Origin of the sequence: Acidovorax sp. FG27 (genome assembly GCF_040365715.1) — a bacterium.
GTDB lineage: Bacteria > Pseudomonadota > Gammaproteobacteria > Burkholderiales > Burkholderiaceae_C > Paracidovorax.
The window spans coordinates 19578-45972 of record NZ_BAABVY010000012.1 but is presented as its reverse complement, the minus strand read 5'-3'; the positions used below and the strand labels follow the sequence as shown (position 1 = coordinate 45972).

Sequence of the window (26395 nt, the reverse complement as noted above, 5' to 3'; positions counted from 1 at the left end):
ACGCATGCAAAGCATAAAATTTTCTTTGCCTTCCGAGCTGCCGCTGGACCCGCTGCGCGCCTTCGATCTGGTGGCGCGCGAGGGCACCTTCTCCGCCGCCGCCGAGCGGCTGGGGCTGACCCAGCCGGCCGTGAGCCTGCAGGTGCGCCAGCTCGAGCGCCGCCTGGGCGTGCGCCTGCTGGAGCGCGTGGGCCGCAGCGTGCGCCCCACCGCCGCCGGCGCGGAGCTGCTGCAGCACGTGCCCGCCATCGCCGCGGCGCTGCAGGCGGCGCTGCGGGCGGTGGGCTCGCACGCGAGCGAGGTGGCCGGCCGCGTGCGCCTCTGCACGGGGCTCACCACCTGCCTGTACCTGCTGCCGCCGGTGCTCCACCAGCTGCGGGCCGCCCATCCGCGGCTGGAGGTGGTGGTCAGCACCGGCAACACCGAGCAGTGCCTGCGCGGCGTGGAGACAAACACGCTGGACCTGGCGCTGGTGACGCTGCCCGTCGCCTCGCGCGCGCTGGCCGTGGTCGACGTGCTGCAGGACGAGCTGGTGGCCGTGGGCCGCAGGGGCGGCACGCCCGCGCTGCCGGCGCGCTGCACCCCCGGCGCGCTGGCCGGCCTGCCGTTGCTGGCGCTGGACGCCACGGCCACCACCCGGCAGATCGTCGACGCCTGGCTGCGCAGGAGCGGCGCCGTGCCCCGGCCGCAGATGGAGTTCGACAGCGTGGAGGCCATCAAGGCGATGGTCTTCGCGGGCCTGGGGGTGGGCATCCTGCCGCGCATGGCCGTGGGCGGGCCGGGGCTGCCGCACGAGCTGGAAGTGCGCCCCCTCGTGCCCCGGCTGCAGCGCCGCATGGGCCTGGTGCTGCGCAACGACAAGCCGCTGGGCCGTGCGCTCCACGCGGTGGTGCAGGCCATCACCGAGGCCGGCCGGCCCGTGGCCTGACACGGATCCGCCTTCCGCCGTATCGCTGCCGTGGAGGTTCGCCCCGGCCTGCTTCAGCGGTCCGCGCCGGCGGGCCGCTTGCGCGCCAGCTTGACGCGGTACATGGCCTGGTCCGCCAGGCGCAGGGCCTCTTCCGCGTCACGCACCTGGCCGGGCGCCACGGTGACCACGCCCACGCTGGCGCCGGGGTAGTCCAGCGACGCGCCCGGCAGCTCGAAGCGCCCCCGGGTGGCCTGGGCGATGCGCTCGGCCCAGGCCTGCTGCGTCGCCGGCGCGGCGTCGTCCGGCGTGGAGCCCATGCCCGCGACGATGAACTCGTCGCCGCCCAGCCGGGCCGCGATGTCCTCGGCGCGCAGCACGCCCTGCAGCCGCTGCGTCATCGCGATCAGCAACTGGTCGCCCGCGTCGTGCCCGTGGCGGTCGTTGACGGCCTTGAACCCGTCCAGGTCGATGAAGGCGATCAGCACGCTGGCCTGCTGGCGCTGGCCATAGGCCAGCATGCGGCCCAGCGTCGCCATCAGCGTGCGGCGGTTGGGCAGGCCGGTGAGCTGGTCGGTGGAGGCGGCCGCGGCCAGCTGGGCGTTGGTGGCCAGCAGCTGGCGGATGAGCTGCTCGCGCTCGGCCTGCTGGGCGATCAGGTAGGCGAACAGCTTCAGCACGCTTTCCGTGTGCGGCAGGTGCGGGCGGGCCTCGCCGTCCACCGCGCAGAGCGTGCCGTACATGGCGCCGTCGCTGGTGCGCACCGGCACGCCGGCGTAGGTCTGCATGCCGATCTCGCGGGCCACGGCCAGGTCCGGCCACCGGGCAAGCACCTGGTCGGTGAAGACCACGCCCTCGTCCTGCGCCCGCCGGCAGGGCGAGTCCTGCCACTGCAGCGACCGGCCTTCGGGAATGCGCAGGTCGCGCGAGTTGTGGGCGTACACGATGTGCTGCACGCCCCGGCTTTCGTCGATGGACGTGAGGAAGGCGGACTCCAGGCCCGTCATGGACTCCAGCAGCTCCAGAAGCGGGCGCGTCAGTTCCTCCAGGGTGCGGGCCTGGGACACCGACTCCGACAGTTGCTCGATGAACGGATTCATGCGGCGCAATGTAGCGTGCGCGCGGCGGGCCGCTTGTGGGTTCAGGCCCCGTCTGCCTCCGCTATGCTGGGTGCATGACCGAACGCCCCTCCTCCAGCGACGCGCCGCCCTCCCCGACCGACGCACACGCGTCGCGGGCCCTGGACGGGCGGTTCCGGAACCAGGCACCGCGCCACGCGCTGGGCCTGGCCCGAACGGTGGCGGTCTTCTGGAAGTTCGCGACCGGCCGCAAGCCCGCCGGCACCGTGCCCCGCCAGCCCATCGCCGTGCGCCCCCTGACCCGCGCCGCGCTGCTGGCCGCGCCCGACATGAGCCTCTGGCGGCTCGGCCATTCCACGGTGCTGCTGAAGCTCGCCGGCGGCTTCTGGCTGACCGACCCGGTGTTCTCCGAGCGCGCCTCGCCGGTCCGCTTCGCCGGCCCCAGGCGCTTCCATGCGCCGCCCATCGGCATCGACGATCTGCCGCCCATCACCGGCGTGGTGCTGTCGCACGACCACTACGACCATCTGGACTGCGCCGCCATCCGCGCGCTGGCGCCCCGGGTGGCGCACTTCGTGGCGCCGCTGGGCGTGGGCGACCGGCTCATCGCCTGGGGCGTGCCGGCGCAGAAGGTGCAGCAGCTCGACTGGTGGCAGCGCACCGCCATCGAGGGCGTGGAGCTGGTGGCCACGCCGGCGCAGCATTTCTCGGGCCGGGGCCTGTCCGACGGCAACCGCACGCTCTGGGCGTCGTGGGTGCTGCTGGCCCGGGGCCGGCGCGTCTTCTTCAGCGGCGACTCGGGCTACTTCGGCGGCTTTCGCGCCATCGGCGAGCGCCATGGCCCCTTCGATCTGACGCTGATGGAAACGGGCGCCTACAACGAGGACTGGCCCGACGTGCACATGCAGCCCGAGCAGAGCCTGCAGGCGCACCTGGACGTGCGCGGCCGCCAGCTGCTGCCCATCCACAACGGCACGTTCGACCTGTCCATGCACCCGTGGAACGAACCGTTCGACCGCATCGAGGCCCTGGCGGCGCAGCAGGGCGTGCCGCTGCTCACGCCCGCCATGGGCGAGCGGGTGGACATCGGCGCACCGGTGGCCACGGCCCGCTGGTGGCGCGCGCCCCAGGCGCCGCGGTCCTCGAACTGAACCCGGGGAGGCGGCCTGGCCGCTCAGGCCGCCGCCGCGTCGCCGGTGGGCAGGCGCATCACGCCGGTATGGAAGTCGTACTCGAACACTTCCCCGTGGCGCGCCCAGGTGATGGCCGTGCGCAGCACGCTCTCGGCCTGCGGGCCGCCCAGCTGCTCGGCCAGCAGCCGCAGGAAGGGCGCCTCGGGCAGCTCGCCCTGCGCCTCCTGCTCCAGGCTGTGGCGGATGTGTGCCACCAGCGGCACGTGGGCCAGCAGCTGCTGGCCGAAGAGCTGCTGGCGCAGGCGGTGGCCGCCGTCCACGTAGCGGCGGCCCAGCGGGGTGATCTGCAGGTCGCCGCCCTCCAGCGTGGCCAGGCCCAGCTGCGCCACGGCGTGCGCCAGGGGCAGCAGCTCGGCATCGGTCAGGCCGGTGGCCTCGGCCAGCGGCGGCAGGTCGGCGCGGCCACCGAACGGCGGCTCGGCCAGCAGCTCCAGCAGGCCGTCCATGCGCGCCACGTCGGCCTCGGGCAGGCGGTCGGTCAGGCTCGCGGGTGCCGGCTGCTCGGCCGGCGCCCCGCCGGCCACGGCCGCGTGGCGCGTGGCGCCCGTCGTCATCAGCGCATACACCTCGTCGATCAGCGCGCGCACCTGCGGGCTGTCGGCCTCGCGCGGCTGCGGCAGCTGGATGGCCAGCTGGCAGCGGATGCGGCCCGGGTCGCTCGCGAAGATCAGCACGCGGTCGGCCATCATCACGGCCTCCTCGATGTTGTGCGAGACGACCAGCATCGCCTGGGTGGGCATGGTGCCGCTGCGCCAGAGCTGCAAGATGTCTTCGCGCAGCCGCTCGCCGGTCAGCACGTCCAGCGCGGAGAACGCCTCGTCCATCAGCAGCACGTCGGGCTGGGTGACCAAGGCCCGGGCGATGCCCACCCGCTGGCGCATGCCGCCCGAGAGCTCGCGCGGCAGCGCGCCCTCGAAGCCGGCGAGGCCGATGAGGTCGATGGCGGCCTCGGCCCGCACCGCCCGCTCGGCCTGCGGCACGCCACGTGCTTCCAGGCCCAGCTCCACGTTCTGCTGCACCGTGAGCCACGGGAACAGGGCGAACGACTGGAACACCATGCTGATCGCCCGCGCCGGCCCGTGCAGCGGCTGGCCGCGGTAGCGCACGCTGCCCTCGTCGGCCGGCACCAGCCCGGCCATGATGCGCAGCAGCGTGCTCTTGCCCGAGCCCGACTGGCCCAGCAGGGCGACGATCTCGCCTTCGCGCAGCGTGAAGTCGACCCCGCTCAGCACGGGGCGCTCGCGGCCGTCGGACGAGCGGAAGCGCTTGCCCACGCCCTGGAGTTCGATGATGGATTGCGTCATATATCAGTGCTCCATGCGCTACACGGCGCTCCAACCGCACAGAACTTGCGTGCGCACCAAGGTACTGGGGGCCGCGAAGCAGGCCATGCCAGCAGACGCCGCGGAACTGGCTTTGCCAGGCCGCTGGCGTGCCTTGCAGGCCGCGGCACCGCCAGAGGCGCCGCCTCCTCGTGCCGTCCCGGCCTGCACAGGCAGGCCGGGAGCCGCGGCTCTCGGCCCCTTGAGGGGGATGGAATGTCTACACGCAGTGAGACATTCAAACGGGGTGAGCTCATATGTGCATTCGGTCTTCGGCCAGGCGGTAGAGGCGCCGCCACAGGAAGTGGTTCAGCCCCATCACGAAGACCACCATGGCGCCGATGCCCAGCGCGATGCGCGGGAAGTCGCCCGTCGCCGTCATCTGCGCGATATAGCTGCCCAGCCCCTGGGCCTGCAGCGTCGTGTCGCCCCAGGTCACGTATTCGGCCACGATGGAGGCGTTCCACGACCCGCCGCTGGCGGTGATGGCGCCGGTCACGAAGCTGGGGAACACGGCCGGCAGCAGGTAGCGCTTCCACTTCAGCCAGCCCGACAGGCCGAGGTTCTGCGCGGCCAGGCGCAGCTCGTTGGGAATGCTCGATGCGCCCGCGATCACGTTGAAGAGGATGTACCACTGCGTGCCCAGGATCATCAGCGGCGACAGCCACACGTCGGGATCGAGCTTCCAGTGCACCACCAGCATCACCGCCACTGGGAAGAACAGGTTGGCCGGGAACGCGGCCAGGAACTGCGCCACCGCCTGCAGCCGGCCCGACCAGCGCGGGTTCATGCCGATCCAGACGCCGATGGGCACCCACACCAGCGCCGCCAGGGCGATCAGCACCAGCACCCGCACCAGCGTGTAGCCGCCCAGGGTGAAGACATGCGCCACCTCGTGCCAGCCCACTTCGGTGTGGACGAACTGCACCAGCCGGGCGATGGCGAACAGCACGCCGGCCGCCAGCACCGCGTCCCACACCCGTTCGGCGCGGGCCGAGGGCACGGCCGGCCGGGCGCGGATGGAGGTGCCGTCGTGGCTGCGCTTGAACAGCGTGAGCGTGCGGCCCAACTGCCGCTGGCACCAGCCGGCCAACTGCTGCGTGGTGCGCGCCCGGCGCAGCCAGTCCAGCAGCCACGAACGCGGGGCGGCGTCGGCGCTGCCTTCCTCGAAGCGGAACTTCTCGGCCCAGGCCACCAGCGGGCGGAACAGCAACTGGTCGTAGAGCAGGATGGCCACCAGCATGCAGGCGATGGCCCAGCCGATCGCCGGCAGGTCGCGCGCCTCGATGGCCAGGGCGATGTACGAGCCCACGCCGGGCAGCTTGATGTCCTGGTGCGAGACGGAAATGGCCTCCGACGCGACCACGAAGAACCAGCCGCCGGACATGGACATCATCATGTTCCACAGCAGGCCCGGCATGGCGAAGGGCAGCTCCAGCCGCCAGAAGCGCTGCCAGCCCGAGAGCTGGAACACGCGCGCGGCCTCCTGCAGTTCCGCCGGCACGGTGCGCAGCGACTGGTAGAGGCTGAAGGCCATGTTCCACGCCTGCGAGGTGAAGATGGCGAAGATGGCCGCGCACTCCACGCCCAGCAGGCTGCCCGGAAAGAGCGCGATGAAGCCCGTCACCGTGATCGACAGAAAACCCAGGATGGGAATGGACTGCAGGATGTCCAGCAGCGGCACCAGCACCCGCTCGGCCAGCCGGTACTTGCCCGCCAGCACCGCGAACACGCAGGCGAAGACCAGCGAGGCGCCCAGCGCGATGAACATGCGCAGCGTGGTGCGCAGCAGGTAGTAGGGCAACTGCCGGGGGTCGAGCGACAGCGGCAGCGCGTCGCCCATGTGGAAGGGCTGGGCCATCTGCGCGGCGCCGTAGGCCAGCAGCACGATGGCGGCCAGCACCAGCGGCAGCAGCGCCCAGTCCCACCGGTTGGGCGGCGCGTCCACGATCTGGCGGGCAAGGAATTCGCGGCGCTGGGGCTGGGTCATGGCGGTGCCGGCAACAGGAAGGGGTAGCAACGGCGGCCGGGCCGGCGAAAAAGCCACACGCCGCAAAGGGCGCAAGGGTAAACCCTTTCCTTGTCGGTTGTGTGGAGGCGATGGGGCCGGCCGGCCTATCGGCCGGTGGGCGTCCCGCCCGCTGGCGTGCCGCGCCCGGTCAGCTGCCGGGTGATGGCGGCCTGCAGGGGCGGCAACCGGCGCGCGCCCTGCAGCACCCACTGCCGCAGCAGCCGGGGCAGGGGCCGGGCGTCGGTATAGAGGCGCACGATGGCGTTGGTGCCCTGGTAAATCGGTAGGGCGCGGCGGTGGTGGGCGCGGGCATATCCCGCCAGTACCGACGCCGCGCCGAGGTCCCGCCCCCGCGCCCTGGCGTCCGCCAGCACCCGGGCCAGCGTGTCCACCCCCGCCAAACCCAGGTTGTAGCCATGCGCCGTCACCGGGTGCATGCCGACTGCGGCATCGCCCAGCAGCGCGCAGCGCGGCGCCGCGAACCGGTGCGCGTAGACGGCCACCAGCGGGTAGGCATGGCGCTCGCCCACCAGCTGCATGCCGCCCAGGCGGTGCCGGAACTGCGCCTGCACCTCGGCGGCGAACGCGCCCGCGCCCCGCGCCATCAGCGCCTCGGCATCGGCCGTGCCGGTGGTGACCACCACCGAGCACTGGTGCGCGCCGCTGGCCGGGTCGTCCGGCAGCGGCAGCACGGCCAGCGTGCGGGTGTAGTCGAAGCATTCGTGCGCCACGCCGCCGTGCGGCTGCGCGTGCCGCATGCGGCAGACGATGACGCTGCGGCCGAAGTCCGTCATTTGCGCGCCGATGCCCAGCTGCCGCCGCGTGGCGGACAAGCGGCTGTCCGCGGCGACCACCAGCGGTGCCCGCAGGCGCGTGACCTGTCCATCGTCACCGTCGCCGCCGCAGGGTAGGCGGCAGTCCACCTCGGCATGGGTGGCGAGCGTGGCCACGCTGCCGACCTGCGCCCCGCAGACGATGCGCACGCCCGGCGTGGCCCGGGCCGCCTGCCAGGCCGTGCGGCGCAGCGCCTGGTTGGGCACGATCCAGCCCAGGTGGGCCGCGCCGCCGCCCCGTGCGGTCAGCTCCAGCGCCGGCCGGTGGCCCACCGGCCCGTCGTGCACCTGCGCCTCGGCGATGCGGCCGATCTCATGGCTGGCAAGGCGCTGCCAGCTGCCCAGCCGGCGCAGCAGGTCGGCGCTGGGGTGGGTGAGGGCGATCTCGCGGCCGTCGGGCGCGGGGTCGGCGAGCGCGGCCTCGTCCTGCCGCTCGAGCACCGTGACCTGCAGGCCCGCCTGGCCCAGCGCGGTCGCCAGCGACAGGCCGGCCGGGCCGGCGCCCACGATCAGCACGTCGCTGGCGGGGGCGGTTGCGTCGGCCTCGATTCGGTGGTTGCGGTGGTGCTGGGGTTTGGAGGGCATGCGTGTTCCGGGGCGGGGTGAGTGCGCGAGCATTGTGGGTCGCCAGGGGTGGGGGGGCTTGATGTGTCGCAAGGGGTGCTTGTCGATGCCGCGGCGCGCTGTGGGGGTGGTGCTGGCACGTGCTGGGCGATTGCTTCCCGGAGCCGGGGGGCGCTGCGGGGGCGGTCCGGTACGTGTTGGGTGGTTGCCTCCCGGAGCCGGGATTTCGCCCCGGCGGGCGAGTGACTTTCTTTCGTCTCGCCGAAAGAAAGTCACCAAAGAAAGGGCGACCCTGCTGTGCGTGTCCCTTCGCTTCGCTACGGGCAACCTGCGATGCTCGCGCGTGGAGGGCTGCCGCAGAACTCACTGCGCTGCTTTGCAGCTCCGTTCAAACAGCTGCGGCAAGTCAGAGCTTGAAGCATGCGTGTCCTTCGGCACGCACAGAAGGGAACCCAACCGCCCGCTCCGGGCCGTCGCTGCGCTCGGCCTGGAGCGCAGCGCGCAGCGCGCGCGTTGGGGGCCGAGCGCAGCGATGGCCCGTGCGGGCTGTCCCACCCCTGCTGGCTGCGCCTGCGGCGGGGCGCTTGCGGGGTGCGCATGCGCGTCGGAGCGCGCATGCTTCAAGTTCTGACTCGCCGCAGCTGTTTGAATGGAGCGCACGCAGTGCGCGCAGTGAGTTCTGCGGCGGCACCCCGCAAGCGCCCCGACGCAGGTCGCCCTGTAGCGCAGCGAAGGGGTCGCAGACTGGGGGTCGCCCTTTCTTTGCTTACTTTCTTTCGGCGAAACGAAAGAAAGTGAGTGCGCCGCCGGGCGCACATCCCGGCCCCGGGAAGCAACCACCCAGCACGTGCCAGCACCGCCCCGACTCCGACAAGGCTTCGACAGGCTCACCCCGAACGGTCAGCAGGTGAGCTACCCCGGTAAACGGTAGAGCCGCAGATCAGCCGCCCGCCAGCACCAGCACTCAGTGCCCAATCATCTCCTTCACCCGCCCCGCCAACACCCCCATATCGAACGGCTTGGTGATGACCTCCATCCCCTCCTCCAGCAACCCGTTCCCCACCGCCGCGTTCTCCGCGTACCCCGTGATGAACAGCACCTTCAGCTGCGGCCGCGAGATCCGCGCCGCGTCCGCCACCTGCCGGCCGTTCAGCCCGCCCGGCAGTCCGACGTCGGTCAGCAGCAGATCCACACGCCGCTCGGACTGCAGCAGGTGCAGCCCCGCCGGCCCGTCGGCGGCGGAGATGACCTGGTAGCCCATGTCCTGCAGCTCCTCGGTGACCAGGCTGCGGATGGACGCCTCGTCCTCGATCACCAGCACCACCTCGCCGTCGGCCTGGTGCGTGTAGCGGCTGCGCTCCTGCTCCGCGTCGGGCTCGGCCTCGCCCAGGTGGCGGGGCAGGTACAGGCACATGCGCGTGCCCTCGCCCGGCATGGAATGGATGCGCACCTGCCCGCCCGACTGGCGCACGAAGCCATACACCATCGACAGGCCCAGGCCGGTGCCCTGGCCCATGGGCTTGGTGGTGAAGAAGGGGTCGAACGCCCGGGCGACGACGTCGGGCGTCATGCCCGCACCAGTGTCGGTCACGCAGATCATCACGTACTGGCCGGGCGGCAGCTCGCGCTCGCTGGCCTCGGGTTCATGCAGCCACTGGTTGGCCGTCTCGATGGTCAGGCGCCCGCCGTGGGGCGCCATGGCGTCGCGGGCGTTGATGCACAGATTGAGCACGGCGTTCTCCAGCTGCGAGGCGTCGACCCGGGTCAGCCACAGCCCGCCCGCGCTCACCACCTCCAGCTCGACCGACGGGCCGACCGTGCGGCGCACGATCTCCTCGATGCCGCTCACCAGGCGGTGGACGTCGGTGGGCCTGGGGTCCAGCGTCTGGCGGCGCGAGAAGGCCAGCAGCCGCTGGGTGAGCGACGCGGCCCGCCGCACGGACGACTGGGCCATGCCGATGTAGCGCTCGGCGTTGTCGAAGCGCTGCGCGGCCAGGCGCTTTTCCAGCACCTGCAGGCTGGCGCTCATGCTGCCCAGCAGGTTGTTGAAGTCGTGCGCGATGCCGCCCGTGAGCTGGCCGATGGCTTCCATCTTCTGCGCCTGGCGGAATTTCGCCTCCACCTCCATCAGCTCCTGCGTGCGCTCGGCCACCTTGCGCTCCAGCAGCTCGTTCATCTCGCGCAGCTGCGCCTCGGTGCGCGCGCGCTCCACCGCCGTGCGGGTGCGGCCGCCCACCTCGCGCATGAAGGCCACGTCTTCGGCCGACCAGCTGCGCGGCTGCGCATGGTTGGCGAACACCAGGGCCACCAGCTGGCCCTGCTCCAGCACCGGCAGGTTGAGCAAGGCGGCCACGCCGCGCTTGCCGATCGCCTCCAGCGCATCGCGGGTGCGCGGGTCGTCGCGCACGTCGGCGATGCTCACCACGCGGTCGGCCTTCAGGTCGTCCACGAAGCTGCCGTAGTGGCGCAGGTTCAGCGTGCCGGCGATGGACGCCACGCCCGGCTGCGTCCAGTCGCAGGGAATCTCGACGTCGTCGCTGGCGTGCTCGACGCGCGCATAGCCCGCGCGGCTCACGCGCAGCGTGCGGCCCAGCAGCTCGGCGGCGGCGGCGCAGATGGCGTGCGCCGAAGTCAGCGAGCGCAGCAGGTCGGTGAATTCGGCCAGCGCGGTGCGGCGCGCCTCGGCCGCCATGCGGCCGGTGACGTCCACCCCCTCCACGAAGATGCCGGTGACCGCGCCCTGCGCGTCGCGGATGGGCTGGAAGACGAAATCCACGTAGTGCTCGCCCTCGGGCGAGTCGTAGCGCGCGCCATGGGCGGTCAGGGCCTCGCCGCTGCGGTAGACCTGGTCGAGCAGATCCACGTAGCCCTGCTCCACCGCCTCGGGCAGGGCCTGCGCCACCGTCAGGCCGATCAGCTCGCGGGGGCCCACCAGGCGCCGGTAGCCGGGGTTGGCCAGGGTCAGCCGGTGCGTGGGGCCCTCCAGCATGGCCATGAAGCTGGGCGACTGCTCGAACAGCTGCGCGAACTGCTCGCGCTCGGCGACCAGGCGCCGCTCCATCTGCACCTTGGCGGTGTTGTCGGTGACCATGGCCAGCACGCCGGCGATGACGCCCTCCTCGTCGGGAATGGGCGAGTAGCTGAGGTTGAACCACACCGTCTGCGGCACGCCGTGCAGGTTCAGCTGCAGCGCGGTGTCGCGCAGGTCGAGCGTGCCGCCCGCCATGCACTCGCGCACTACGCGGTCGTTGAATTCGCACGCCTCGGGCCAGGCCTCGCGGATCGGCATGCCCAGCAGGCCGGGGTGGCGCTGGCCGCTGAATTCGCCGTAGGCGGCGTTGTAGATCAGGATGCCCTGCGCGCCCCACAGCGTGGCGATGGGCACCGGCGAGCGCAGCATGCTGGAGACGGCCAGCCGCAGATGGGCGGGCCAGCCGCCGATGGGGCCCAGCGGCGTGGCGGCCCAGTCGAACCCGGCGATCAGGGACGCCATCGGCCCGCCGCCGCGCAGAAAAGGCGGCAGCTCGGGGGCCGGAGGCGGCAACGTGGACGGCAGGCGGTCGATGCACGGCATGGCGGTGGATTCTGATGGACGGATGGCAGGGTGCGGGCCGTTTCGGTGAATTCAGTCGCGGATGACGGGGGCCGGCGTGGCGCGGCCTCCCTTGGCGCTGTTGCCGCTGCCGCTGCCGCTGCCGCTGCCGCTGCTGCCTCCGCCGAAGAGCCGCCGCAGCGTCTCGCCCAGCCGGGCGCCGATGGCGGTGCCGATGCCGGGCGCCACGGCGGTGCCCACTGCCGCGCCGGCCAGGGCCGCGGGCGGCAGGCTGAGCGTCGGGTCCGACACCGTGCCGCCGAACTCCAGCGGCACGCCCACCACGCCCTCCACCAGGTCCACGGCCACATCGCCGCGCACCTGCCGGTTCTGGATGACCGCGCTGCCGGTGGCGGTGAGCACGCCCGAGGTGGCCTTCAGGTCGGAATAGCGCACGATGGTGCCGTCCCGGTCGCCCTGGGTGCGCACGATGCCGGTGAGCTGGTCCAGCGGGGTGGTGCCCTTGTGGTTCTGGCCGGCGCTCTTGACGGCCTGCTCCAGGTCGAAGGTGAGCAGCCGGGCGCGGCGCACGTCGAAGCGGGTGCGGGTCTGCAGCGAGCGCAGCGCCTCGGCGGGGTCGGCCCCCTCGGCGATCAGGTCGGTATGGCCGTCGGCCTGGCCAGCCACGATGGCGCGGCGCTCGAAGGCGGACATCAGCCCTGCGATGTCCACACCGGTGAAGTCGAGCGCGCCGGTGACGCGGTAGCGGCCTTCGATGACGCTCAGCCGCAGCTCCCCCCGTTCGGTGCGGCCGCCAGCCGTCACCTCGGCGCGCCAGCGGTCCTCGGTGCCCTCGCGGGTGATGTCCAGCGCCGCCGGCACCGAGGCACCCTCGCGCTCGATGCGCGCATGCCGGGGCCGCCAGCCGGGTTCATCGAACTGCGCCTCGCCCGCGTAGGCGAGCGTGCGGTCGGTGCGCGACACCCAGCGCACGTTGCGCCAGCGCACCTGCTGCACCGGCACCTCGGCCAGCTGAAAGGGCGAGCCGGAGCGGGCGCCGTCCTCCGCAGGCGCGATCTGGAAGCCGGAGAGTGAGCGCTGCGGCAGGGATGCGTCTTCCAGCGACAGGTGGCTGAGGGCCAGGCGCAGGCGCAGCAGTTGCGACCACTGCGCCTGGGCCGTGATGCGGGCGGCGGTGAGCGGCTGGGGCTGCTCGGTGGCCACGCCTTGCAGCTCCACCCGGGGGGCGGGCCAGAGGCTCCAGTGCAGGCGCTGCACGGTGACCCGCACGCCCAGCCTCTCGGTCGCCTCGGCCTCCACGCGCCGGGCCAGTTCCTCGTCGGTCGGCAGCCAGGCCCAGACCGCCAGCGCCGCCAGCAGCAACAGGCCCGCGGAGGTGCCCGAGGCGACAAGGACGGTACGGCGCTGGGGCATGGAAGGAGCTGGTGGTGGCGAGGGGCGACAGGATAAAGGGGCATCGGGCCGGAGCGGCCCCGGCCAGGGAGAGGTTGGGGAGGGCTGCCGCCGGCGGCCGATGGGGCGCCGGCCGGGGCCGGTCCACCCAGGCTGGAACGACCTTACGGGCCGCCGCCGGCGGACCCCGTGAGTGCGCGCCTACAGCCCCTGTGCGCCAAAGGCTCGAACTCCGGGCGGGACGGCCCGCCGTGCCCGCGCGCAGCCCCTACACTTCGCGCCGACCCTGTCCCGGCCCTTTCTTCTCTTTTCTTTCTTTCCTTCCTTCATCGAGGAGCCCTGCCTTGTCCACCTACTTCCCGCGCTGGCGCGAGACCCACGCCACCGAGGGCGCCGTCGTGGCGCCCGACGAACGCCTGCCCTGGGGCCAGACCGCCGTCATGGGCGTGCAGCACGTCATCGCCATGTTCGGCGCCACGGTGCTGGCGCCCATCCTCATGGGGTTCGACCCGAACGTGGCCATCCTGATGAGCGGCCTGGGCACGCTGATCTTCTTCGTGGTGACGGGCGGGCGCGTGCCCAGCTACCTGGGTTCGAGCTTCGCCTTTATCGGCGTGGTGATCGCCGCGTCGGCCTATGCCGGCAAGGGGCCCAACGCCAACATGGGCGTGGCGCTGGGCGGCATCATCGCCTGCGGCCTGGTCTACACGCTGATCGGCGCGCTGGTGCAGGCCATCGGCACCGGCTGGATCGAGCGCTTCATGCCGCCGGTGGTGACGGGCGCGGTGGTGGCGGTGATCGGCCTGAACCTGGCCAGCATTCCCATCAAGAACATGGCGGCCAACAATTTCGAGAGCTGGATGCAGGCCGTGACCTTCGTCTGCGTGGGCCTGGTCGCCGTGCTGACGCGCGGCATGGCGCAGCGCCTCTTGATCCTGCTCGGGCTGATCGCCGCCAGCGTGATCTATGCGGTGTTCACCAACGTGCTGGGCTGGGGCAAGCCGCTCGACCTGTCGCCCATCGCCGCGGCGGCCTGGGTGGGCATGCCCTCCTTCACCGCGCCCGTCTTCAGCGGCCCCGCCATGCTGCTGATCGCGCCGGTGGCCATCATCCTCGTGGCCGAGAACCTGGGCCACATCAAGGCGGTGACGGCCATGACCGGCCAGAACCTGGACCGCTACATGGGCCGCGCCTTCATCGGCGACGGCCTCGCCACCATGGTGAGCGGCAGCGCCGGCGGCACGGGAGTGACGACCTATGCCGAGAACATCGGCGTGATGGCCGCCACCAAGATCTATTCCACCGCCGTGTTCCTGGTGGCCGGGCTGATCGCGCTGGTGCTGGGCTTCTCTCCGAAGTTCGGCGCGCTGATCCAGGCCATTCCGCTGCCGGTGATGGGCGGCGTCTCCATCGTGGTGTTCGGCCTGATCGCCGTGGCGGGCGCCAAGATCTGGGTGGACAACAAGGTCGACTTTTCCGACAACAAGAACCTCATCGTCGCTGCCATCACGCTCATCCTGGGCACGGGCGACTTCACGCTGAAGTTCGGTGAATTCGCGCTGGGCGGCATCGGCACCGCCACCTTCGGCGCCATCATCCTCTACGCGCTGCTGAACCGCCGGCGCTGACCGGCGGCCGGCGGCCTGGGGTGACCGGCCTGGCGGGCGGTCAACGCCGCAGGATGTTCCAGACCAGCTCCACCCCGGCCGCGAGCAGATCGAAGCGGTCGGACGTGGTGCCTTCGGTGAAGCGCTCCTGCTGCCGGCGGCGTTCCTCCCGGTTGCGCTCGCGCTCCAGCGCCACCAGCGCGTCGGCCAGCGCGGGCGGGCTGACCGGCTCCTCGGCGCGCCGGGCGGCCTGCCGATGGCGCTGCAGCGCCGCGTCCACCGCCTGGGGGTCGAGCAGCGAGAGGGCCGAGCGGCAGTACGGGCAGGCATGGTCGCGGCGGATGTCGACCGTGCCGCCGCAATGCGTGCACTGGATGGTGCCCACCCGGTCGGCCAGCGCCTCGATCTCGCGGGCCGAGAGGTGGCGCACGAAACCCTTTTCCACCATGAACGAGCCGAAGGTGCTGAATCGGCCATGGCCGGCCGGGCAGCGGTAGGTGCGATAGCGCCCGCCCAGCGCCACGTCGAAGCCGCCTTCCAGCGTGCGCGGGCAGCGGGTGCACTGCAGCCGCTGCGCGATGGGCCGGTGCGCGTCGCCCCGGTGGTCGTGCAGCAGCTCGAACAGCGCCAGCACGCCGGCCGGCGCCAGGCGGGTGTTTTCCTGCGGGTCGAACCACAGGCCCTGGCAGGCGAAGCACAGGTCCAGGTCCACCGTGCCGCTGCCGTGCGCGGCGAAGCGGTGCACCGCCGCCGGCTGGCGGCAGGAGGCGCAGGGCGATGGCGCGGCCGTGCGGGACGAAGCGGTGGCGGCGGGAGGATGCGGCGTGGACATGGGTGGCCACATCCTAGCCGCTGTAGCCGCTGCGGCCGCGAGCCCGGCGCGACTGCGCGGTCCCGGGCCCCGCTGCTACCATCTCCCGCAGCCGCTGCCCTTCGTCCACGCCCCATCACCCCGACGCCATGCCCATCTGGAAACGCCCCATCGACCTCGCGCAGCTCAACAGCGGCGCGCCGAACGCCATCACCCACCTGGGCATCGAATTCACCGAGCTGGGCGACGACTTCCTGCGCGGCCGCGTGCCGGTGGACGACCGCACGAAGCAGCCCTATGGCCTGCTGCACGGCGGCGTGAGCGTGGTGCTGGCCGAGACGCTGGGCTCGGTGGGCGCGGTGTATTCCTCGCCCGAAGGCTGGCGCGCCGTGGGCCTGGACATCAACGCCAACCACCTGCGCGCCGCCACGCACGGCTGGGTCACCGGCACCGCCCGGCCGATCCACATCGGCAAGACCACCCAGGTCTGGCAGATCGACATGGCCAACGAGGCCGGCGAGCTGACCTGCGTATCGCGCCTGACGATGGCGATGCTGGCGCCGCGCGGCTGACCGGCGCGCCGGGCCGCAAGCGCGATTTTCATAGCCCAATCGGCCTCCAGCGCCGATTAATCAAGCGCACTAAGCTATTAATTCGATAGCAAATCGACCACCGATCAGGCCTGCACCGCCGGGCGGCGCGGCGGCAAGGGCCGCGCCGGGTTGCCGGCCACCGCCACGCCCGCCGGCACGTCGCGGGTGACCACGCTGCCGGCGCCGATCAGCGCGCCGTCGCCCACCGTCACCCCGGGCAGCAGCAGCGCGCCCGCGCCGATCCACACGTGGCGGCCGATGTGCACCGGCCGGCCGAACTCGGCCCCGGTGGCGCGCACGGCCGCATCGCGCGGATGGTCGGCCGCCAGGATCTGCACGCCGGGGCCGATCTGCGTGCCGTCGCCGATGGTGACCTCCACCACGTCCAGCACCACGCAGTGGAAGTTGAGGAACACGCCCGCGCCGATGCGCAGGTTGAAGCCGTAGTCGCAGTGGAACGGCGGGCGCACCACGCTGCCCTCGCCCAGGGCGCCCAGGCCCTCGGCCAGCAGCGCGTGGCGGCCGGCGGCGTCGAGCGCGGCATGGGCGGCTGCGTCGTTGTAGCGGGCCAGCCAGCGCATGGCGGCCTCGCTGTCCGCGCGCAGCTCGGGGTCGCAGGCCAGGTAGAGCGCGCCGGCGAGCATCTTCTGCTTCTCGGTGAGCGGGGCGGGCGGTGAGCTGGAAGGGTTCATGGGGCGGGCATGCGGTGTGGTGCGGCGTGGTCTGGCGCGTCGCGGGTCAGCCCCGCGCCTCGGTGTCGGCCACCGAGGCGCTGGCCGCGCTGGTCCACACGCCCAGGCGGAAGTCGGCGTCGCGCACATCGGTCACCTGCCGCAGCCCCAGCCGTGCATCGAGCCGCTCCTGCACGGCGTCGCCCGCCAGCACGCAGCCGTCGATGGGGCGGCGCCAGTGGCAGGCGGCCACCACGCCGCCCGGCGCCAGCGCCTCGCGCACGCAGTCGGCCAGGCGGTCGATGTCGGCAGGCACGAGGTAATAGACGAATTCGCTCAGCACGACGAGGTCGAAGCGGCCCGCCGGCCAGTCGCCGGGCAGCCAGAGCCTGGCGAACGCCACCTGCGGCTGCCCGGCGAGGCGGGCCGTGGCGGTGGCCAGCGCCCGCTCGGCGCCGTCGCTGGCCAGCAGGTGGCCGCAGCGCGGCGCCAGCTCCGCCGTCAGGAGGCCCGTGGCGCAGCCCGGCTCGAAGGCGCGGCCGTAGCGGGCATGCGGCAGGCTGGCCAGCAGCAGCCGGCGCTTGCGCGCCTCGTACCAGCTGCCGTCGAAGTGCCAGGGGTCGGCGCTGCGCGCATAGAGCGCGTCGAAGTCGTGCGCGGTGGGCGGACCGGGTGGAGGCGCCAGATTCATACGGATGCGGACGCGGGTGCGGGGGCGAGGAAGGTTTCGAACGGCCAGCGGGCGCGCTGGCGGATCGCGTCGTCCAGCACCGGGCCGTCGCCGCCGGCGCGCGGCGCCAGTTGCGACAGGTGGCAGGCGAGCGCCGTCGCCTTGCGCGCGGCGGCCTGCCCACGGGTCACGCCGGGGGCGGCGCGCAGCGTGCGCAGCCGGTGCCACGGAATCTCCGCATGCGAGGGGTCGGCCCAGTGCCACATCCAGACCGGCGCCTCCCACAGGGTGGCGCCCGCGGCGCGGGCCGCGTCGGCGGCGGCCCTGCCGCAGGCTTCGTGGTCGGGGTGGCCGTCGAGCCGCCAGGTGCTGACGACCACGTCGTCCGCACGCAGCATTTCGCGCAGCGTGCGGGACAGGGCCGCCTCGTGCGCGGCCACGCCGCCATCGGGCAGCCCCAGCCGCAGCAGCGGCGCGGACTGCAGCCTGAGGGCGCGCAGGCCGGAGCGCCGCTCGGCCCGCCGGGTGGTGGCAAGGGCCGATGCGGGCCAGCCCGGGTCGCCGGCGTGGCTGGCCTCGCCGTCGGTCACGCCGACGATGTACACCCGCCCGCCCTGCTGCAGGTGGGCCTGCAGCAGCAGCCCGCAGGCCAGCAGTTCGTCGTCCGGGTGCGGCGCCACCACGACCAGGCGGCGCGCGGGGGTGACGATGTCGGCCGCCGACACCGCCGGCACGGTGCGGCCGGCCAGCCATTCCTGCCAGACGCCCGGCGCATGGCGCGGATGGGGGCCGATATGGCGCGGCGGCAGCCGGTCGGCAGCACCCTCCCCGGGCCGGTCGGGCGCGTCGGGCAGCAGGGGCGTCACAGCGTCCATGGCGCGCCCTCCTGGCTGGCCAGGCGCTCGCCCAGCGCGGCGTCGTCGCGGTCGGCATGGCTCTGGCGGATGAACACCGGCAAATCGGCCGCCATGCGGGCGAAGTCGGCGTCGCGGCACAGGGGCGTGGCGCCGAGGGCGCGGCCGGTGTCGTCCAGCACGCGGCGGGCGCAGGCCTCGGCGGCCTGCCGGGCGCGCAGGGCGAGCGCGAAGGCGTCGGCCGTGGGCTGGCGGTCGATGCAGTCCGCTGTGTCCTTCAGCAGCGCGGCGGTGGCGCCCAGCGCCACGTCCACGCGGCCCAGGGCGGCCAGGCGGAACGGTGTTCGCTGCGCGGTCGGAGCCTGCGCCACCGCCGCCTGCAAGACGCGGCCCAGCGCCAGTGCGCCGCCCCACCAGCAGGCGGCAATGCCAGCGCCGCCGTGCCAGAAGCCCGGCCGGTGGAGGTAGTCGCCCTCGCCGCCCACCGCCACCGCGCGCACCTGCTGGAAGGTCACGTCGGCGCTGGCGCTGTCGGCCATGCCGATGGCGCGCCAGGCCTGGGTGGACACCGTCACGCCGGGCTGCAGCAGGTCCACCGCCACCAGTTGCGGGCCGCGCCCGTCGGGGCGCCAGGCGGTCAGCAGCGCGTGCGTGGCGTGCTCGGCGCCGGAACACCAGGCCTTGGTGCCGGTGAGCCAGACGGCCTGGCCGTGCAGCGCGTGGGCGCCCGCATCGGCATCGGCAGGGCCGCCGCCATCGTCGCCCACGGATCGTTCGGTGAAGGTCACGCGCTCGCCGGGCGCCTCGGACGCCCAGGTGCCCCAGAGGGCATCCGCACCGCTGCCGGCCACGCCGTCCGGGGCCTCAAGCTCGCGCAGGATGGCGATCGCGTCGGTATGCCCTTCGTACAGCTTCGCCAGCGACAGGTCGTGCCGCGACACCTCGGCCAGCGCGCGCCAGCGCTGCAGGGTGGCACCCTGGCCCGGCAGCGGCAGGCGGGCGTGGCCACCGGCCACCAGCTGCTGCATGCGCACGCCGGCGCCCAGATGGCGGCTGCCGGCCAGTGCCTGCCGCAGCGCTTCGATATCCGTGAAATCATCCGGAATTTGCGGCGTCATGCGGCGGCCCCCGCGGTCAGCAGCGCCGGCACCACCAGCCCGGCCAGGTGCGCCCCGAAGCCCGCGGGCGCGCGGAAGTGCGACCGTGCGCTGGTCACCACGCGCGGCGCGTTGGTCCAGGCGATGCGCAGGCCCGCGGCCTCCAGCGCGCCCACCAGCGCCACGTCCTCTCCGGTGCGCAGTTCGGCGAAGCCGCCGACATGGCAATAGGCCCGTGCGCTCACGCCCAGGTTGGCGCCGTGGATGTGGCGGTGGCCCGGCGCGTCGATATAGCCCGCGTGGTAGCGCTGCTGCACGGCCAGGCCGTAGCCGCCCCACTGGCGCACTTCGACGGTGCCGCAGACCGCGTCGCACTGCGCGCCCTCGGCATGCCGCAACTGCTGCACCAGCCAGTCGGGCGCCACGGTGGAATCGGCATCGGTGAAGCCGAGCCAGCGCGCACCCGCCTGTAGGGCAAGGTCCACCCCGGCCGAGCGCGCCGCGCCCACGTTGCGCCGATCGACTCGCACCGTCTGCACGCCGCGCTGCAGGGCGATGTCCTCGGAGCGGTCGGAGCAGGCGTCCAGCGCCACCACGATCCGCACCGGTTCGCCATACAGGCCGGGGTCCGTGGCGGCCACCTGCAGCGACTGCAGGCAGGCGTCCAGCACGGCCTCTTCGTCGTGGGCCGGAACGACCACGCCGATCATGGACGCGCTCCGGCCGGCCACAGCGAAAGCGGATGGAACGACGGGAAGGCAGAGTGAGCTGGTCTGCCCGCCGTGCTGTGTATCTGGGTGGCGAGCGCGAATGGTCCGGCCATGGGAGGCTCCCTCGAATTCGGAGCCTTCAACCTAAGGCCTGCCCTTGCGCCGGGCCGTAGGAGGAACGCTAGCTCAACCATCGGAAGCCGGCCTCCCGGCGACGGGCCATGGGCCATGGGCCGCAGGCCATGGATCGCCCCGCTGCTTGATCCTGGCGTCCTACAGGTCGCGCGCCGCCGCTCGCGCACATTAGCGGGTGGCGGCGCCACCGCTCCCCTCGCCCCCACCTTCCATCACCCACCGGACCCTGCCCCATGAGCCCCTGGACCGCCGCCTTGCAGCGCATCCGGCACAAGGCGATGGCCCTGCCCGGCCTGCCCGTGCTGGTGTTCGCCGTGCGCAATTACGTGCTGCACCAGAGCGCCAATCAGGCCGGCAGCATGGCGTTCTCTTCGGTGCTGGCGATGTTCCCACTGCTCATCCTGCTGTCGGCCACGGCGGCCTACATCGGGCAGCCGGGCGACGCGGCCGCGCTGGCGCAGCGGGTGATGGACTACGCGCCGCCGCTGGTGCGCGAGGCGATGCAGCCGGTCATCGAGCAGGTGATGGCGCAGCGCAACCAGGCGCTGGTGACCATCGGCGTGGTCGTCACCCTGTGGACGGCGTCATCGGGCATGCAGGCGGCGCGCACGGCGCTGAACCGCTCTTACGGCATCCAGCGCGGCCTGCCCTTCTGGAAGGCGCGCATCAAGGTCACGCTGTTCACCGTGGTGGTGGGCGGCGGCGTGGTGGCGGCCTTCAGTTCGGTGATCGTCATGCCCTATGTCTGGCAGCTGCTGGAAAACAGCGCCATGGTGGATGCCGATGCGCCCTGGCTGCGCAACAGCGTGCGCTACGGCTCGGCCTTTATCGTGCTGACGGTGCTGTACGCGCTGCTCTACGGCTGGCTGCCCGATCTGCGGCAGCGCCTGCGCACGGTCATTCCCGGCGCCATCGTGGGCGCGGCCTTCTGGGTGGCCGCGGCCGCCACGCTGTCGTACACGCTGCGCAGCGCAGGCAAGCTGGCACTGGTGTACGGCAGCTTTGCGGGCGTGGTGGCCACACTGGTGTTTCTCTACATCAGCGCGACGACGCTGATCTTCGGGGCCGAGGTGAACGGGGTGCTGCACGAGCGCGGCCGGGCCAGGGACAGGGACCGCGAGATGCCCGCGCCTGCGGATGCGTCGCCGCCCGCCGATCCACCGGGCGCCGCAGCCGCCGCGGCCTCCTCCACCCACGCCGGACCCGGCTCGGCGCCAGCGGCTTGAAGGCGGGCGGCGCACGCCACTGCGCCACTGCGCCAATGCGCTGCCGGTGCTTCAGGGCGTGGCCTGCGCCATGCGCTCGCTCTTCCAGTAGACGTCGTCGCCCCCTTCCATGCGGTTGAGAACGCGGGCCAGCACGAACATCAGGTCCGACAGGCGGTTGAGGTAGCGGCGGGGCGCGGCGCGCACGTCCTCCTGCTCGCCCAGGGCGACCACCGCGCGTTCGGCGCGGCGGGCGACGGTGCGGCAGACATGGGCCTGCGACGCGGCGCGGGTGCCGGCGGGCAGGATGAATTCCGCCAGCCGCGGCAAGGCGGCGTTGTAGTGCGAGAGGGCGTCGTCGAGCTGCGAGAGGGCATCGTCCTTGAGCAGCTCGAAGCCCGGAATGGACAGCTCGCCGCCCAGGTTGAAGAGCTGGTGCTGCACGTCGCCCAGCAGCGTGCGCACGTCATCGGGCAGCGGCTCGCACAGCAGCAGGCCGATGTGCGAATTGAGCTCGTCCACGTCGCCCATGGCATGGGGGCGCAGGCTGGCCTTGGACACGCGCGTGTTGTCGCCCAGGCCGGTGGTGCCGTCGTCGCCCGTGCGAGTGGCGATCTGTGTCAGTCGGTTTCCCATGGGTCGGTATCTCCTCGGTTGGCTTTGGATGCTCGGATTGGGCGTTACACCCCCTGCCCAATTGTGGAGGCAAGCAACCAGCGGCAAGAGTACTGGCGCTGACCGGGCGAAGGCGCTGCAATGGCCGCCTGTTCAACGCCTTTCAGGAGACCGATTCCATGTCCAGAATCCGACGCAACCGGCCGAATGCGTTCGATGCCCGCAGTGTGGTGCTGTTCGCGGCGATCGCGGTCAGCGGCTTGGGAGCGCATGCGCAAGGCCCCGCCCCGAAGTCCGGCGCGAAGACGTCCGCCTCCGCCTCCCGCAGCCAGGGCGCGAGCCCACGGACCCCGCCGTCCCCCGCCGCCCAGCGCGCCGTGTTCGGGGGCACCGCGACCTCCTCTGGCGCCCTGGCGGTGAAGGCCGCTCCTGCCGCAGACGCTGGCAGCTAGGGGAGGCGGGCGCTCCGACGTCCTGCCCACCCGGCGGGAGCGGCACGAGCGGGCAGGTCGGGCTATTTCACCCTGGCTCAGTCGTGCAGCGACGACAAGAACTGCTGCAGCTCGGGCGTTTTGGGCGCGCCGAAGATCTCGGCCGGCGGGCCCATCTCGTGCACCCGGCCCTGGTGCATGAAGATGACCCGGTCGCTCACCTTGCGCGCGAAGCTCATCTCGTGCGTGACCATCAGCAGCGTCATGCCTTCGTCGGCCAGGCTCTCCACCACGCGCAGCACCTCGCCCACCAGTTCGGGGTCGAGCGCGGAGGTGATCTCGTCGCACAGCAGCACCGCCGGCTCCATGGCCAGGGCGCGCGCGATGGCCACGCGCTGCTGCTGGCCGCCCGAGAGCTGCTCGGGCATGGCGTCGAACTTCTCGGCCAGGCCCACGCGCAGCAGCAGGCGGCGGGCCTGCTCGGCCGCGTCCACCTTGTCGGTCTTCTTGACCAGCGTGGGCGCCAGCATCACGTTGCGGCCCACCGACAGGTGCGGGAACAGGTTGAAGCTCTGGAAGATCATGCCCACGCGCTGGCGCAGCTCGCGCATGGCCATGGCGCTGTCGTGCAGCAGGGGCTTGCCGTCCACGGTGAGCGCGCCGTCCTGGAACTGCTCCAGCCCGTTGATGCAGCGCAGCAGCGTGCTCTTGCCCGAGCCGCTCTTGCCGATGATGGCGATGACCTCGCCGCGCGCCACCTGCAGGTCGATGCCCTTGAGCACCTCGTTGGCGCCGTAGGACTTGCGCAGGGCGGTGATGTTGACGATGGGCGCGCCGGCCACGGGCGCAGCGGCGGGGCGGCCCCCTGCCAGCGGGGTTTCAGCGACGGTTGGCATGGGAGATCTTCCTTTCGAGGAACTTGGCGTAGAGGCTGATGGGGTAGCAGAGCGCGAAGTACATCAGCGCCACGCAGGCGAACACGGTGAAGGGCTGGTAGGTGACGTTGGAGATCATGTTGCCGGCGCGGGTGAGCTCCACGAAGCCCACTACCGACGCGAGCGCCGTGCCCTTGATGACCTGCACCATGAAGCCCACGGTGGGCGGGATGGCGATACGCAGCGCCTGCGGAAAGACCACGTGGCGCAGCTGCTCGCCGAAAGACAGCGCCAGGCTCTGCGCGGCCTCCCACTGCCCCTTGGGGATGGCGGCCACGCAGCCGCGCCAGATCTCGGCGAGATAGGCGCTGGTGTAGAGCGTGAGCGCCAGCGTGACCGACACCCAGGGCGACACGTTGATGCCGAAGAGGCCGATGCCGAAGTAGGCGAGAAAGAGCTGCATCAGCAGCGGCGTGCCCTGAAAGAGCTGCACGTAGCCGGCGATGGCGCGGTCCAGCCAGCCGATGCGGGTGAGCCGGCCCACCAGCAGCAGCGCGCCCACCAGCCCGCCGCCGATGAAGGCGATGAGCGACAGCACCACCGTCCAGCGGGCGGCCAGCAGCAGGTTGCGAAAGATGTCCCAGAAGGTGAATTCGACCATGGCGATGCTCCCTTCAGCGGCCAAAGATGAACCGGGGACCCGCCCAGTGGAGCAGGTGCCGCACGGCGATGGACAGCAGCAGGTAGATGCCGGTGGCGACGATGTAGGCCTCGAAGGTGCGGAAGTTCTGCGCCTGGATCACGTTGGCTGAGTAGCTCAGCTCCTCGGTGGAGATCTGCCCGCACACGGCCGAGCCCAGCATGACGATGATGATCTGGCTGACCATGGCCGGCCACACGCGCTTGAGCGAGGGCGGCAGCACCACGCGGGTGAAGACCTGCATGCGGTTGAGGGCCAGGCTCTGCGCGGCCTCGATCTGCCCGCGCGGCGTGTTCTCGATGCCGGCGCGGATGATCTCGGTGGCGTAGGCACCCAGGTTCAGCACCATGGCGATGACCGAAGCCACCTCCGGCCCCAGCTTCACGCCCAGCGAGGGCAGCCCGAAGAAGATGAAGAACAGCTGCACGATGAAGGGCGTGTTGCGGATCAGCTCCACATAGGCGCCCACCACCACGCGCAGCGGCGCCGGCCCGCTGGAGCGCGCCCAGGCGCAGGCGATGCCCACCACCATGCCGACGGCCATGGACACGGCCGTCAGGCCCAGCGTCCAGAGCACCCCGCGCAGCAGAAATGGCCACTGCACCAGCACGGCCGCGAAATCGAGTTGGATTTGCATATCAATTCATCCCGTGGGCTGCGCCGCGCGCAGCACACAACCCTTTGAAACCGTCACGCTCTCCCCCGTCCGATGGCCGCGAAGCAGGCCACGCCAGCAGACGCCGTGGAACGGGCTTCGCCCGGCCACTGGCGTCGTCCCCTTGCCCGTAGCGCGCAGCGCGGAGAGAGCGGGGAGAAGCGGCGCAGCCGCTCAGGGGGGTGTTCACTCGCTCAATGGCAGATCGCCCGCAGGACGGCCGAGCCACTTCTCGGCCATGGCGTCCAGCGTGCCGTCCTTCTTGGCGGCGAGGATGATCTCGTTGACCTTGGCGCGCAGCGCGTCTTCACCCTTGGCCACGCCCACGAAGCATGGGCTGTCCTTGATGAGCAGCTTGTATTCGGCGCCCAGCTGCGGGTTCTTCTGGGCCATCAGGCCGGCGTTGGACACGCTGGTGGCCAGCACCTGCGCCTGCCCCGCCACGAAGGCCGCCGTGGACGCGGCCTGGTCTTCATAGCGCTTGAACTGCATGGAAGCGGGGCCGACCTTGGCCAGCTCCTGCTCTTCCATCGCGCCCTTGGCCACGGCGATGGTCTTGCCGGCCAGGTCGTCGAACGACTTGATGGACAGGCTCTTGGGCGCATACACGCCCTGGAAGAACGGTGCGTAGGCGTGGGTGAAGTCGATCACCTTGGCGCGTTCGGGGTTCTTGCCCAGCGTGGAGATCACCAGGTCGACCTGCTTGGTCTGCACGTAGGGAATGCGGTTGGCGCTGGTGACGGGAACCATCTCCAGCTTCACGCCCATCTGCTTGGCGATCAGTTCGGCCATGGCGATGTCCAGGCCCTGGGGCTTGAGGTCGAGGCCGACGAAGCCGTAGGGCGGGTAGTCGGTGGGCACGGCGATCTTGATCGTCTTGGTCTGCGTGATCTTGTCGAGCACCGTCTGCGCGTGGGCGGCGGTGCCACCCAGCAGCGAGGCGGCGGCGAATGCCAGGGCGATGTAGCGGCGGGAAAGAGAGAAGGTCATGGGAGCGCTCCAGTGGAAGGTCAGGACAGAGGATCGGCGAGAGGCAGGGCCGTCCGTGCGGGGTCCGCAGGCCGGCGGGGAGTGCGCCGCGGCGTGCGCGGCGTCGGGGAATGCAAGGGCTGTGCCGCATCGGGCGCGCCGCCGCCGGGCACCGCACTGGTGCCCAGCGGCGCCAGCGCGCCGCGCAGGCGGGCGAGCGGGTCGGCCAGGGCCGGCAGGCGCAGATGGGCCTGCACGGTGCCGATGTGCTCGGCCATCAGCGCCTCGGCCGCGGCGACGTCGCCCGACTCCAGCGCGGCCACGATGCGCACGTGGTCGTCGCAGGACTGGGCCGCGTCGTGCGACGACTGGTAGAGCATGGCAATGAGCGTGGTGCGGGCCGTGAAATCGCGCAGCGTATCGGCCAGCAGGTGGTTGCCCAGGCACTCGGCCAGGCACACGTGGAAGTCGCCCAGCAGAAAGCTGCGGGCGGCCACGTCGGTGCCGCGCACGGCGGCCTTCTCGCGCCGCAGATGGGCCTTGAGCGACTGCAGGGCCGATTTCTCCAGCGGCTGCTTCAAGCCCCGGATGAGGCCCAGCTCGATCACGCGGCGCGCCTCGAAGGCCTCGCGCGCTTCGTCCTGCGAGGGCTCCACCACGTACCACCCGCGCCGTGCGCTCACGGTGACGATGCCGCGCACCGATAGCTGCATCAGCGCCTCGCGCACCACGGTGCGGCTGCAGTCGAACAGCGCCGCGAGCTGCTGCTCGCCCAGCCGGGTGCCGGGCGCGAGCTTTTGCGCCATCACGGCTTCCATGATGCGGTCGCTGATGGCGGACGCGGAAGAGGCGGGAGCAGAGGAAGAGGGAACGGATGCGGCAGGAGCCATGCCCAGGTCTCAGCAGGAACCGTGCCTGCTTGTATGCAAGCTGCGTGCACAGC

At 72.1% G+C, this 26395-nt stretch carries 24 protein-coding genes; 6 read left to right on the top strand and 18 right to left on the bottom strand.

Features of this window, described 5'->3' with window-relative positions; translation table 11 throughout:
• Positions 1–4: 4 nt before the first annotated feature.
• Entirely contained in the window at positions 5–928 is a 924-nt protein-coding gene (locus ABWV53_RS16210) for a LysR family transcriptional regulator (RefSeq protein ID WP_353367188.1), read from the top strand.
• 53 nt (positions 929–981) lie between these two features.
• Here ABWV53_RS16210 and ABWV53_RS16205 read toward each other — a convergent pair whose 3' ends face one another.
• Positions 982–2007: a GGDEF domain-containing protein gene (locus ABWV53_RS16205; protein ID WP_353367187.1), complete on the bottom strand. Its 1026-nt coding sequence runs from the start codon at positions 2005–2007 to the stop codon at positions 982–984.
• A gap of 74 nt (positions 2008–2081) precedes the next feature.
• Here ABWV53_RS16205 and ABWV53_RS16200 point away from each other — a divergent pair, with 74 nt between their 5' ends.
• Positions 2082–3137 carry an MBL fold metallo-hydrolase gene (locus ABWV53_RS16200; protein WP_353367186.1) on the top strand — a complete coding sequence of 352 codons (1056 nt, stop codon included), beginning with the start codon at positions 2082–2084 and terminating at the stop codon, positions 3135–3137.
• Between the two features lie 23 nt (positions 3138–3160).
• On the opposite strand, the gene ABWV53_RS16195 is transcribed toward ABWV53_RS16200, so the two are convergent.
• The 5 genes from ABWV53_RS16195 to ABWV53_RS16175 form a co-directional block, all read right to left on the bottom strand.
• Positions 3161–4483 carry an ABC transporter ATP-binding protein gene (locus tag ABWV53_RS16195; RefSeq protein ID WP_353367185.1) on the bottom strand — a complete coding sequence of 441 codons (1323 nt, stop codon included), beginning with the start codon at positions 4481–4483 and terminating at the stop codon, positions 3161–3163.
• A gap of 271 nt (positions 4484–4754) precedes the next feature.
• Positions 4755–6491, bottom strand: coding sequence for an ABC transporter permease (locus ABWV53_RS16190; RefSeq protein ID WP_353367184.1), 1737 nt, complete (start codon positions 6489–6491; stop codon positions 4755–4757).
• 125 nt (positions 6492–6616) lie between these two features.
• Positions 6617–7930 carry a 5-demethoxyubiquinol-8 5-hydroxylase UbiM gene (gene ubiM / locus ABWV53_RS16185; protein WP_353367183.1) on the bottom strand — a complete coding sequence of 438 codons (1314 nt, stop codon included), beginning with the start codon at positions 7928–7930 and terminating at the stop codon, positions 6617–6619.
• 943 nt (positions 7931–8873) lie between these two features.
• Positions 8874–11483: a PAS domain-containing protein gene (locus ABWV53_RS16180; RefSeq protein WP_353367182.1), complete on the bottom strand. Its 2610-nt coding sequence runs from the start codon at positions 11481–11483 to the stop codon at positions 8874–8876.
• 51 nt (positions 11484–11534) lie between these two features.
• Entirely contained in the window at positions 11535–12875 is a 1341-nt protein-coding gene (locus tag ABWV53_RS16175; protein WP_353367181.1) for an AsmA family protein, read from the bottom strand.
• A gap of 323 nt (positions 12876–13198) precedes the next feature.
• Between ABWV53_RS16175 and ABWV53_RS16170 the strand changes: the two genes are divergently transcribed.
• The gene (locus ABWV53_RS16170; RefSeq protein WP_353367180.1) at positions 13199–14482 is read left to right on the top strand and encodes a solute carrier family 23 protein; all 1284 of its coding nucleotides are present in this window, start codon (positions 13199–13201) and stop codon (positions 14480–14482) included.
• Between the two features lie 40 nt (positions 14483–14522).
• Here the strand turns inward: ABWV53_RS16170 and ABWV53_RS16165 are convergent, their stop codons facing one another.
• Entirely contained in the window at positions 14523–15293 is a 771-nt protein-coding gene (locus tag ABWV53_RS16165; protein WP_353367179.1) for a zf-TFIIB domain-containing protein, read from the bottom strand.
• A 128-nt stretch (positions 15294–15421) separates the two neighbouring features.
• Between ABWV53_RS16165 and ABWV53_RS16160 the strand changes: the two genes are divergently transcribed.
• On the top strand, positions 15422–15844 hold the full coding sequence (locus tag ABWV53_RS16160; RefSeq protein WP_353367178.1) for a hotdog fold thioesterase: 423 nt from the start codon (positions 15422–15424) through the stop codon (positions 15842–15844).
• 104 nt (positions 15845–15948) lie between these two features.
• Here ABWV53_RS16160 and ABWV53_RS16155 read toward each other — a convergent pair whose 3' ends face one another.
• Genes ABWV53_RS16155 through ABWV53_RS16135 form a run of 5 tightly spaced genes read right to left on the bottom strand, consistent with a single transcriptional unit; the run spans position 15949 to position 19867 of the window.
• Positions 15949–16557: a sugar O-acetyltransferase gene (locus ABWV53_RS16155; RefSeq protein ID WP_353367177.1), complete on the bottom strand. Its 609-nt coding sequence runs from the start codon at positions 16555–16557 to the stop codon at positions 15949–15951.
• A gap of 46 nt (positions 16558–16603) precedes the next feature.
• Positions 16604–17227 (bottom strand): methyltransferase, encoded by a 624-nt coding sequence (locus ABWV53_RS16150; protein WP_353367176.1) that lies wholly within the window; start codon positions 17225–17227, stop codon positions 16604–16606.
• Positions 17224–18081: a PIG-L deacetylase family protein gene (locus ABWV53_RS16145; RefSeq protein WP_353367175.1), complete on the bottom strand. Its 858-nt coding sequence runs from the start codon at positions 18079–18081 to the stop codon at positions 17224–17226. The genes ABWV53_RS16150 and ABWV53_RS16145 overlap by 4 nt, the downstream gene beginning before the upstream one ends.
• Positions 18069–19178, bottom strand: coding sequence for an acyl-CoA dehydrogenase family protein (locus ABWV53_RS16140; protein ID WP_353367174.1), 1110 nt, complete (start codon positions 19176–19178; stop codon positions 18069–18071). The genes ABWV53_RS16145 and ABWV53_RS16140 overlap by 13 nt, the downstream gene beginning before the upstream one ends.
• Positions 19175–19867 carry a glycosyltransferase family 2 protein gene (locus tag ABWV53_RS16135; RefSeq protein ID WP_353367173.1) on the bottom strand — a complete coding sequence of 231 codons (693 nt, stop codon included), beginning with the start codon at positions 19865–19867 and terminating at the stop codon, positions 19175–19177. Before ABWV53_RS16135 ends, ABWV53_RS16140 begins: the two co-directional genes overlap by 4 nt.
• Positions 19868–20235: 368 nt before the next feature.
• Between ABWV53_RS16135 and ABWV53_RS16130 the strand changes: the two genes are divergently transcribed.
• Positions 20236–21228: a YihY/virulence factor BrkB family protein gene (locus ABWV53_RS16130; RefSeq protein ID WP_353367172.1), complete on the top strand. Its 993-nt coding sequence runs from the start codon at positions 20236–20238 to the stop codon at positions 21226–21228.
• 51 nt (positions 21229–21279) lie between these two features.
• On the opposite strand, the gene ABWV53_RS16125 is transcribed toward ABWV53_RS16130, so the two are convergent.
• On the bottom strand, positions 21280–21843 hold the full coding sequence (locus ABWV53_RS16125) for a cob(I)yrinic acid a,c-diamide adenosyltransferase (RefSeq protein WP_353367171.1): 564 nt from the start codon (positions 21841–21843) through the stop codon (positions 21280–21282).
• Between the two features lie 158 nt (positions 21844–22001).
• On the opposite strand from ABWV53_RS16125, the gene ABWV53_RS16120 reads away from it, so the two are divergent.
• On the top strand, positions 22002–22274 hold the full coding sequence (locus ABWV53_RS16120; protein ID WP_353367170.1) for a hypothetical protein: 273 nt from the start codon (positions 22002–22004) through the stop codon (positions 22272–22274).
• Positions 22275–22351: 77 nt separating this feature from the next.
• On the opposite strand, the gene ABWV53_RS16115 is transcribed toward ABWV53_RS16120, so the two are convergent.
• The 5 genes from ABWV53_RS16115 to ABWV53_RS16095 form a co-directional block, all read right to left on the bottom strand.
• On the bottom strand, positions 22352–23149 hold the full coding sequence (locus ABWV53_RS16115; protein ID WP_353367169.1) for an amino acid ABC transporter ATP-binding protein: 798 nt from the start codon (positions 23147–23149) through the stop codon (positions 22352–22354).
• A complete protein-coding gene (locus ABWV53_RS16110; protein ID WP_353367168.1) occupies positions 23133–23789 on the bottom strand; it encodes an amino acid ABC transporter permease in 657 nt (218 codons plus the stop codon). Before ABWV53_RS16110 ends, ABWV53_RS16115 begins: the two co-directional genes overlap by 17 nt.
• A gap of 13 nt (positions 23790–23802) precedes the next feature.
• Complete coding sequence (locus ABWV53_RS16105) at positions 23803–24465, bottom strand: amino acid ABC transporter permease (protein ID WP_353367167.1); 663 nt, start codon at positions 24463–24465, stop codon at positions 23803–23805.
• Between the two features lie 204 nt (positions 24466–24669).
• On the bottom strand, positions 24670–25473 hold the full coding sequence (locus ABWV53_RS16100; protein ID WP_353367166.1) for a transporter substrate-binding domain-containing protein: 804 nt from the start codon (positions 25471–25473) through the stop codon (positions 24670–24672).
• 20 nt (positions 25474–25493) lie between these two features.
• Positions 25494–26342, bottom strand: coding sequence for a GntR family transcriptional regulator (locus tag ABWV53_RS16095; protein ID WP_353367165.1), 849 nt, complete (start codon positions 26340–26342; stop codon positions 25494–25496).
• Between the last annotated feature and the right edge of the window lie 53 nt (positions 26343–26395).

Coding starts and splice junctions, on each gene's coding strand:
- ABWV53_RS16210 (WP_353367188.1), top strand. CDS start 5: ATGCAAAGCATAAAATTTTCTTTGCCTTCCGAGCTGCCGCTGGACCCG.
- ABWV53_RS16205 (WP_353367187.1), bottom strand. CDS start 2,007: ATGAATCCGTTCATCGAGCAACTGTCGGAGTCGGTGTCCCAGGCCCGC.
- ABWV53_RS16200 (WP_353367186.1), top strand. CDS start 2,082: ATGACCGAACGCCCCTCCTCCAGCGACGCGCCGCCCTCCCCGACCGAC.
- ABWV53_RS16195 (WP_353367185.1), bottom strand. CDS start 4,483: ATGACGCAATCCATCATCGAACTCCAGGGCGTGGGCAAGCGCTTCCGC.
- ABWV53_RS16190 (WP_353367184.1), bottom strand. CDS start 6,491: ATGACCCAGCCCCAGCGCCGCGAATTCCTTGCCCGCCAGATCGTGGAC.
- ubiM (WP_353367183.1), bottom strand. CDS start 7,930: ATGCCCTCCAAACCCCAGCACCACCGCAACCACCGAATCGAGGCCGAC.
- ABWV53_RS16180 (WP_353367182.1), bottom strand. CDS start 11,483: ATGCCGTGCATCGACCGCCTGCCGTCCACGTTGCCGCCTCCGGCCCCC.
- ABWV53_RS16175 (WP_353367181.1), bottom strand. CDS start 12,875: ATGCCCCAGCGCCGTACCGTCCTTGTCGCCTCGGGCACCTCCGCGGGC.
- ABWV53_RS16165 (WP_353367179.1), bottom strand. CDS start 15,293: ATGTCCACGCCGCATCCTCCCGCCGCCACCGCTTCGTCCCGCACGGCC.
- ABWV53_RS16160 (WP_353367178.1), top strand. CDS start 15,422: ATGCCCATCTGGAAACGCCCCATCGACCTCGCGCAGCTCAACAGCGGC.
- ABWV53_RS16155 (WP_353367177.1), bottom strand. CDS start 16,557: ATGAACCCTTCCAGCTCACCGCCCGCCCCGCTCACCGAGAAGCAGAAG.
- ABWV53_RS16150 (WP_353367176.1), bottom strand. CDS start 17,227: ATGAATCTGGCGCCTCCACCCGGTCCGCCCACCGCGCACGACTTCGAC.
- ABWV53_RS16145 (WP_353367175.1), bottom strand. CDS start 18,081: ATGGACGCTGTGACGCCCCTGCTGCCCGACGCGCCCGACCGGCCCGGG.
- ABWV53_RS16140 (WP_353367174.1), bottom strand. CDS start 19,178: ATGACGCCGCAAATTCCGGATGATTTCACGGATATCGAAGCGCTGCGG.
- ABWV53_RS16135 (WP_353367173.1), bottom strand. CDS start 19,867: ATGATCGGCGTGGTCGTTCCGGCCCACGACGAAGAGGCCGTGCTGGAC.
- ABWV53_RS16130 (WP_353367172.1), top strand. CDS start 20,236: ATGAGCCCCTGGACCGCCGCCTTGCAGCGCATCCGGCACAAGGCGATG.
- ABWV53_RS16125 (WP_353367171.1), bottom strand. CDS start 21,843: ATGGGAAACCGACTGACACAGATCGCCACTCGCACGGGCGACGACGGC.
- ABWV53_RS16120 (WP_353367170.1), top strand. CDS start 22,002: ATGTCCAGAATCCGACGCAACCGGCCGAATGCGTTCGATGCCCGCAGT.
- ABWV53_RS16115 (WP_353367169.1), bottom strand. CDS start 23,149: ATGCCAACCGTCGCTGAAACCCCGCTGGCAGGGGGCCGCCCCGCCGCT.
- ABWV53_RS16110 (WP_353367168.1), bottom strand. CDS start 23,789: ATGGTCGAATTCACCTTCTGGGACATCTTTCGCAACCTGCTGCTGGCC.
- ABWV53_RS16105 (WP_353367167.1), bottom strand. CDS start 24,465: ATGCAAATCCAACTCGATTTCGCGGCCGTGCTGGTGCAGTGGCCATTT.
- ABWV53_RS16100 (WP_353367166.1), bottom strand. CDS start 25,473: ATGACCTTCTCTCTTTCCCGCCGCTACATCGCCCTGGCATTCGCCGCC.
- ABWV53_RS16095 (WP_353367165.1), bottom strand. CDS start 26,342: ATGGCTCCTGCCGCATCCGTTCCCTCTTCCTCTGCTCCCGCCTCTTCC.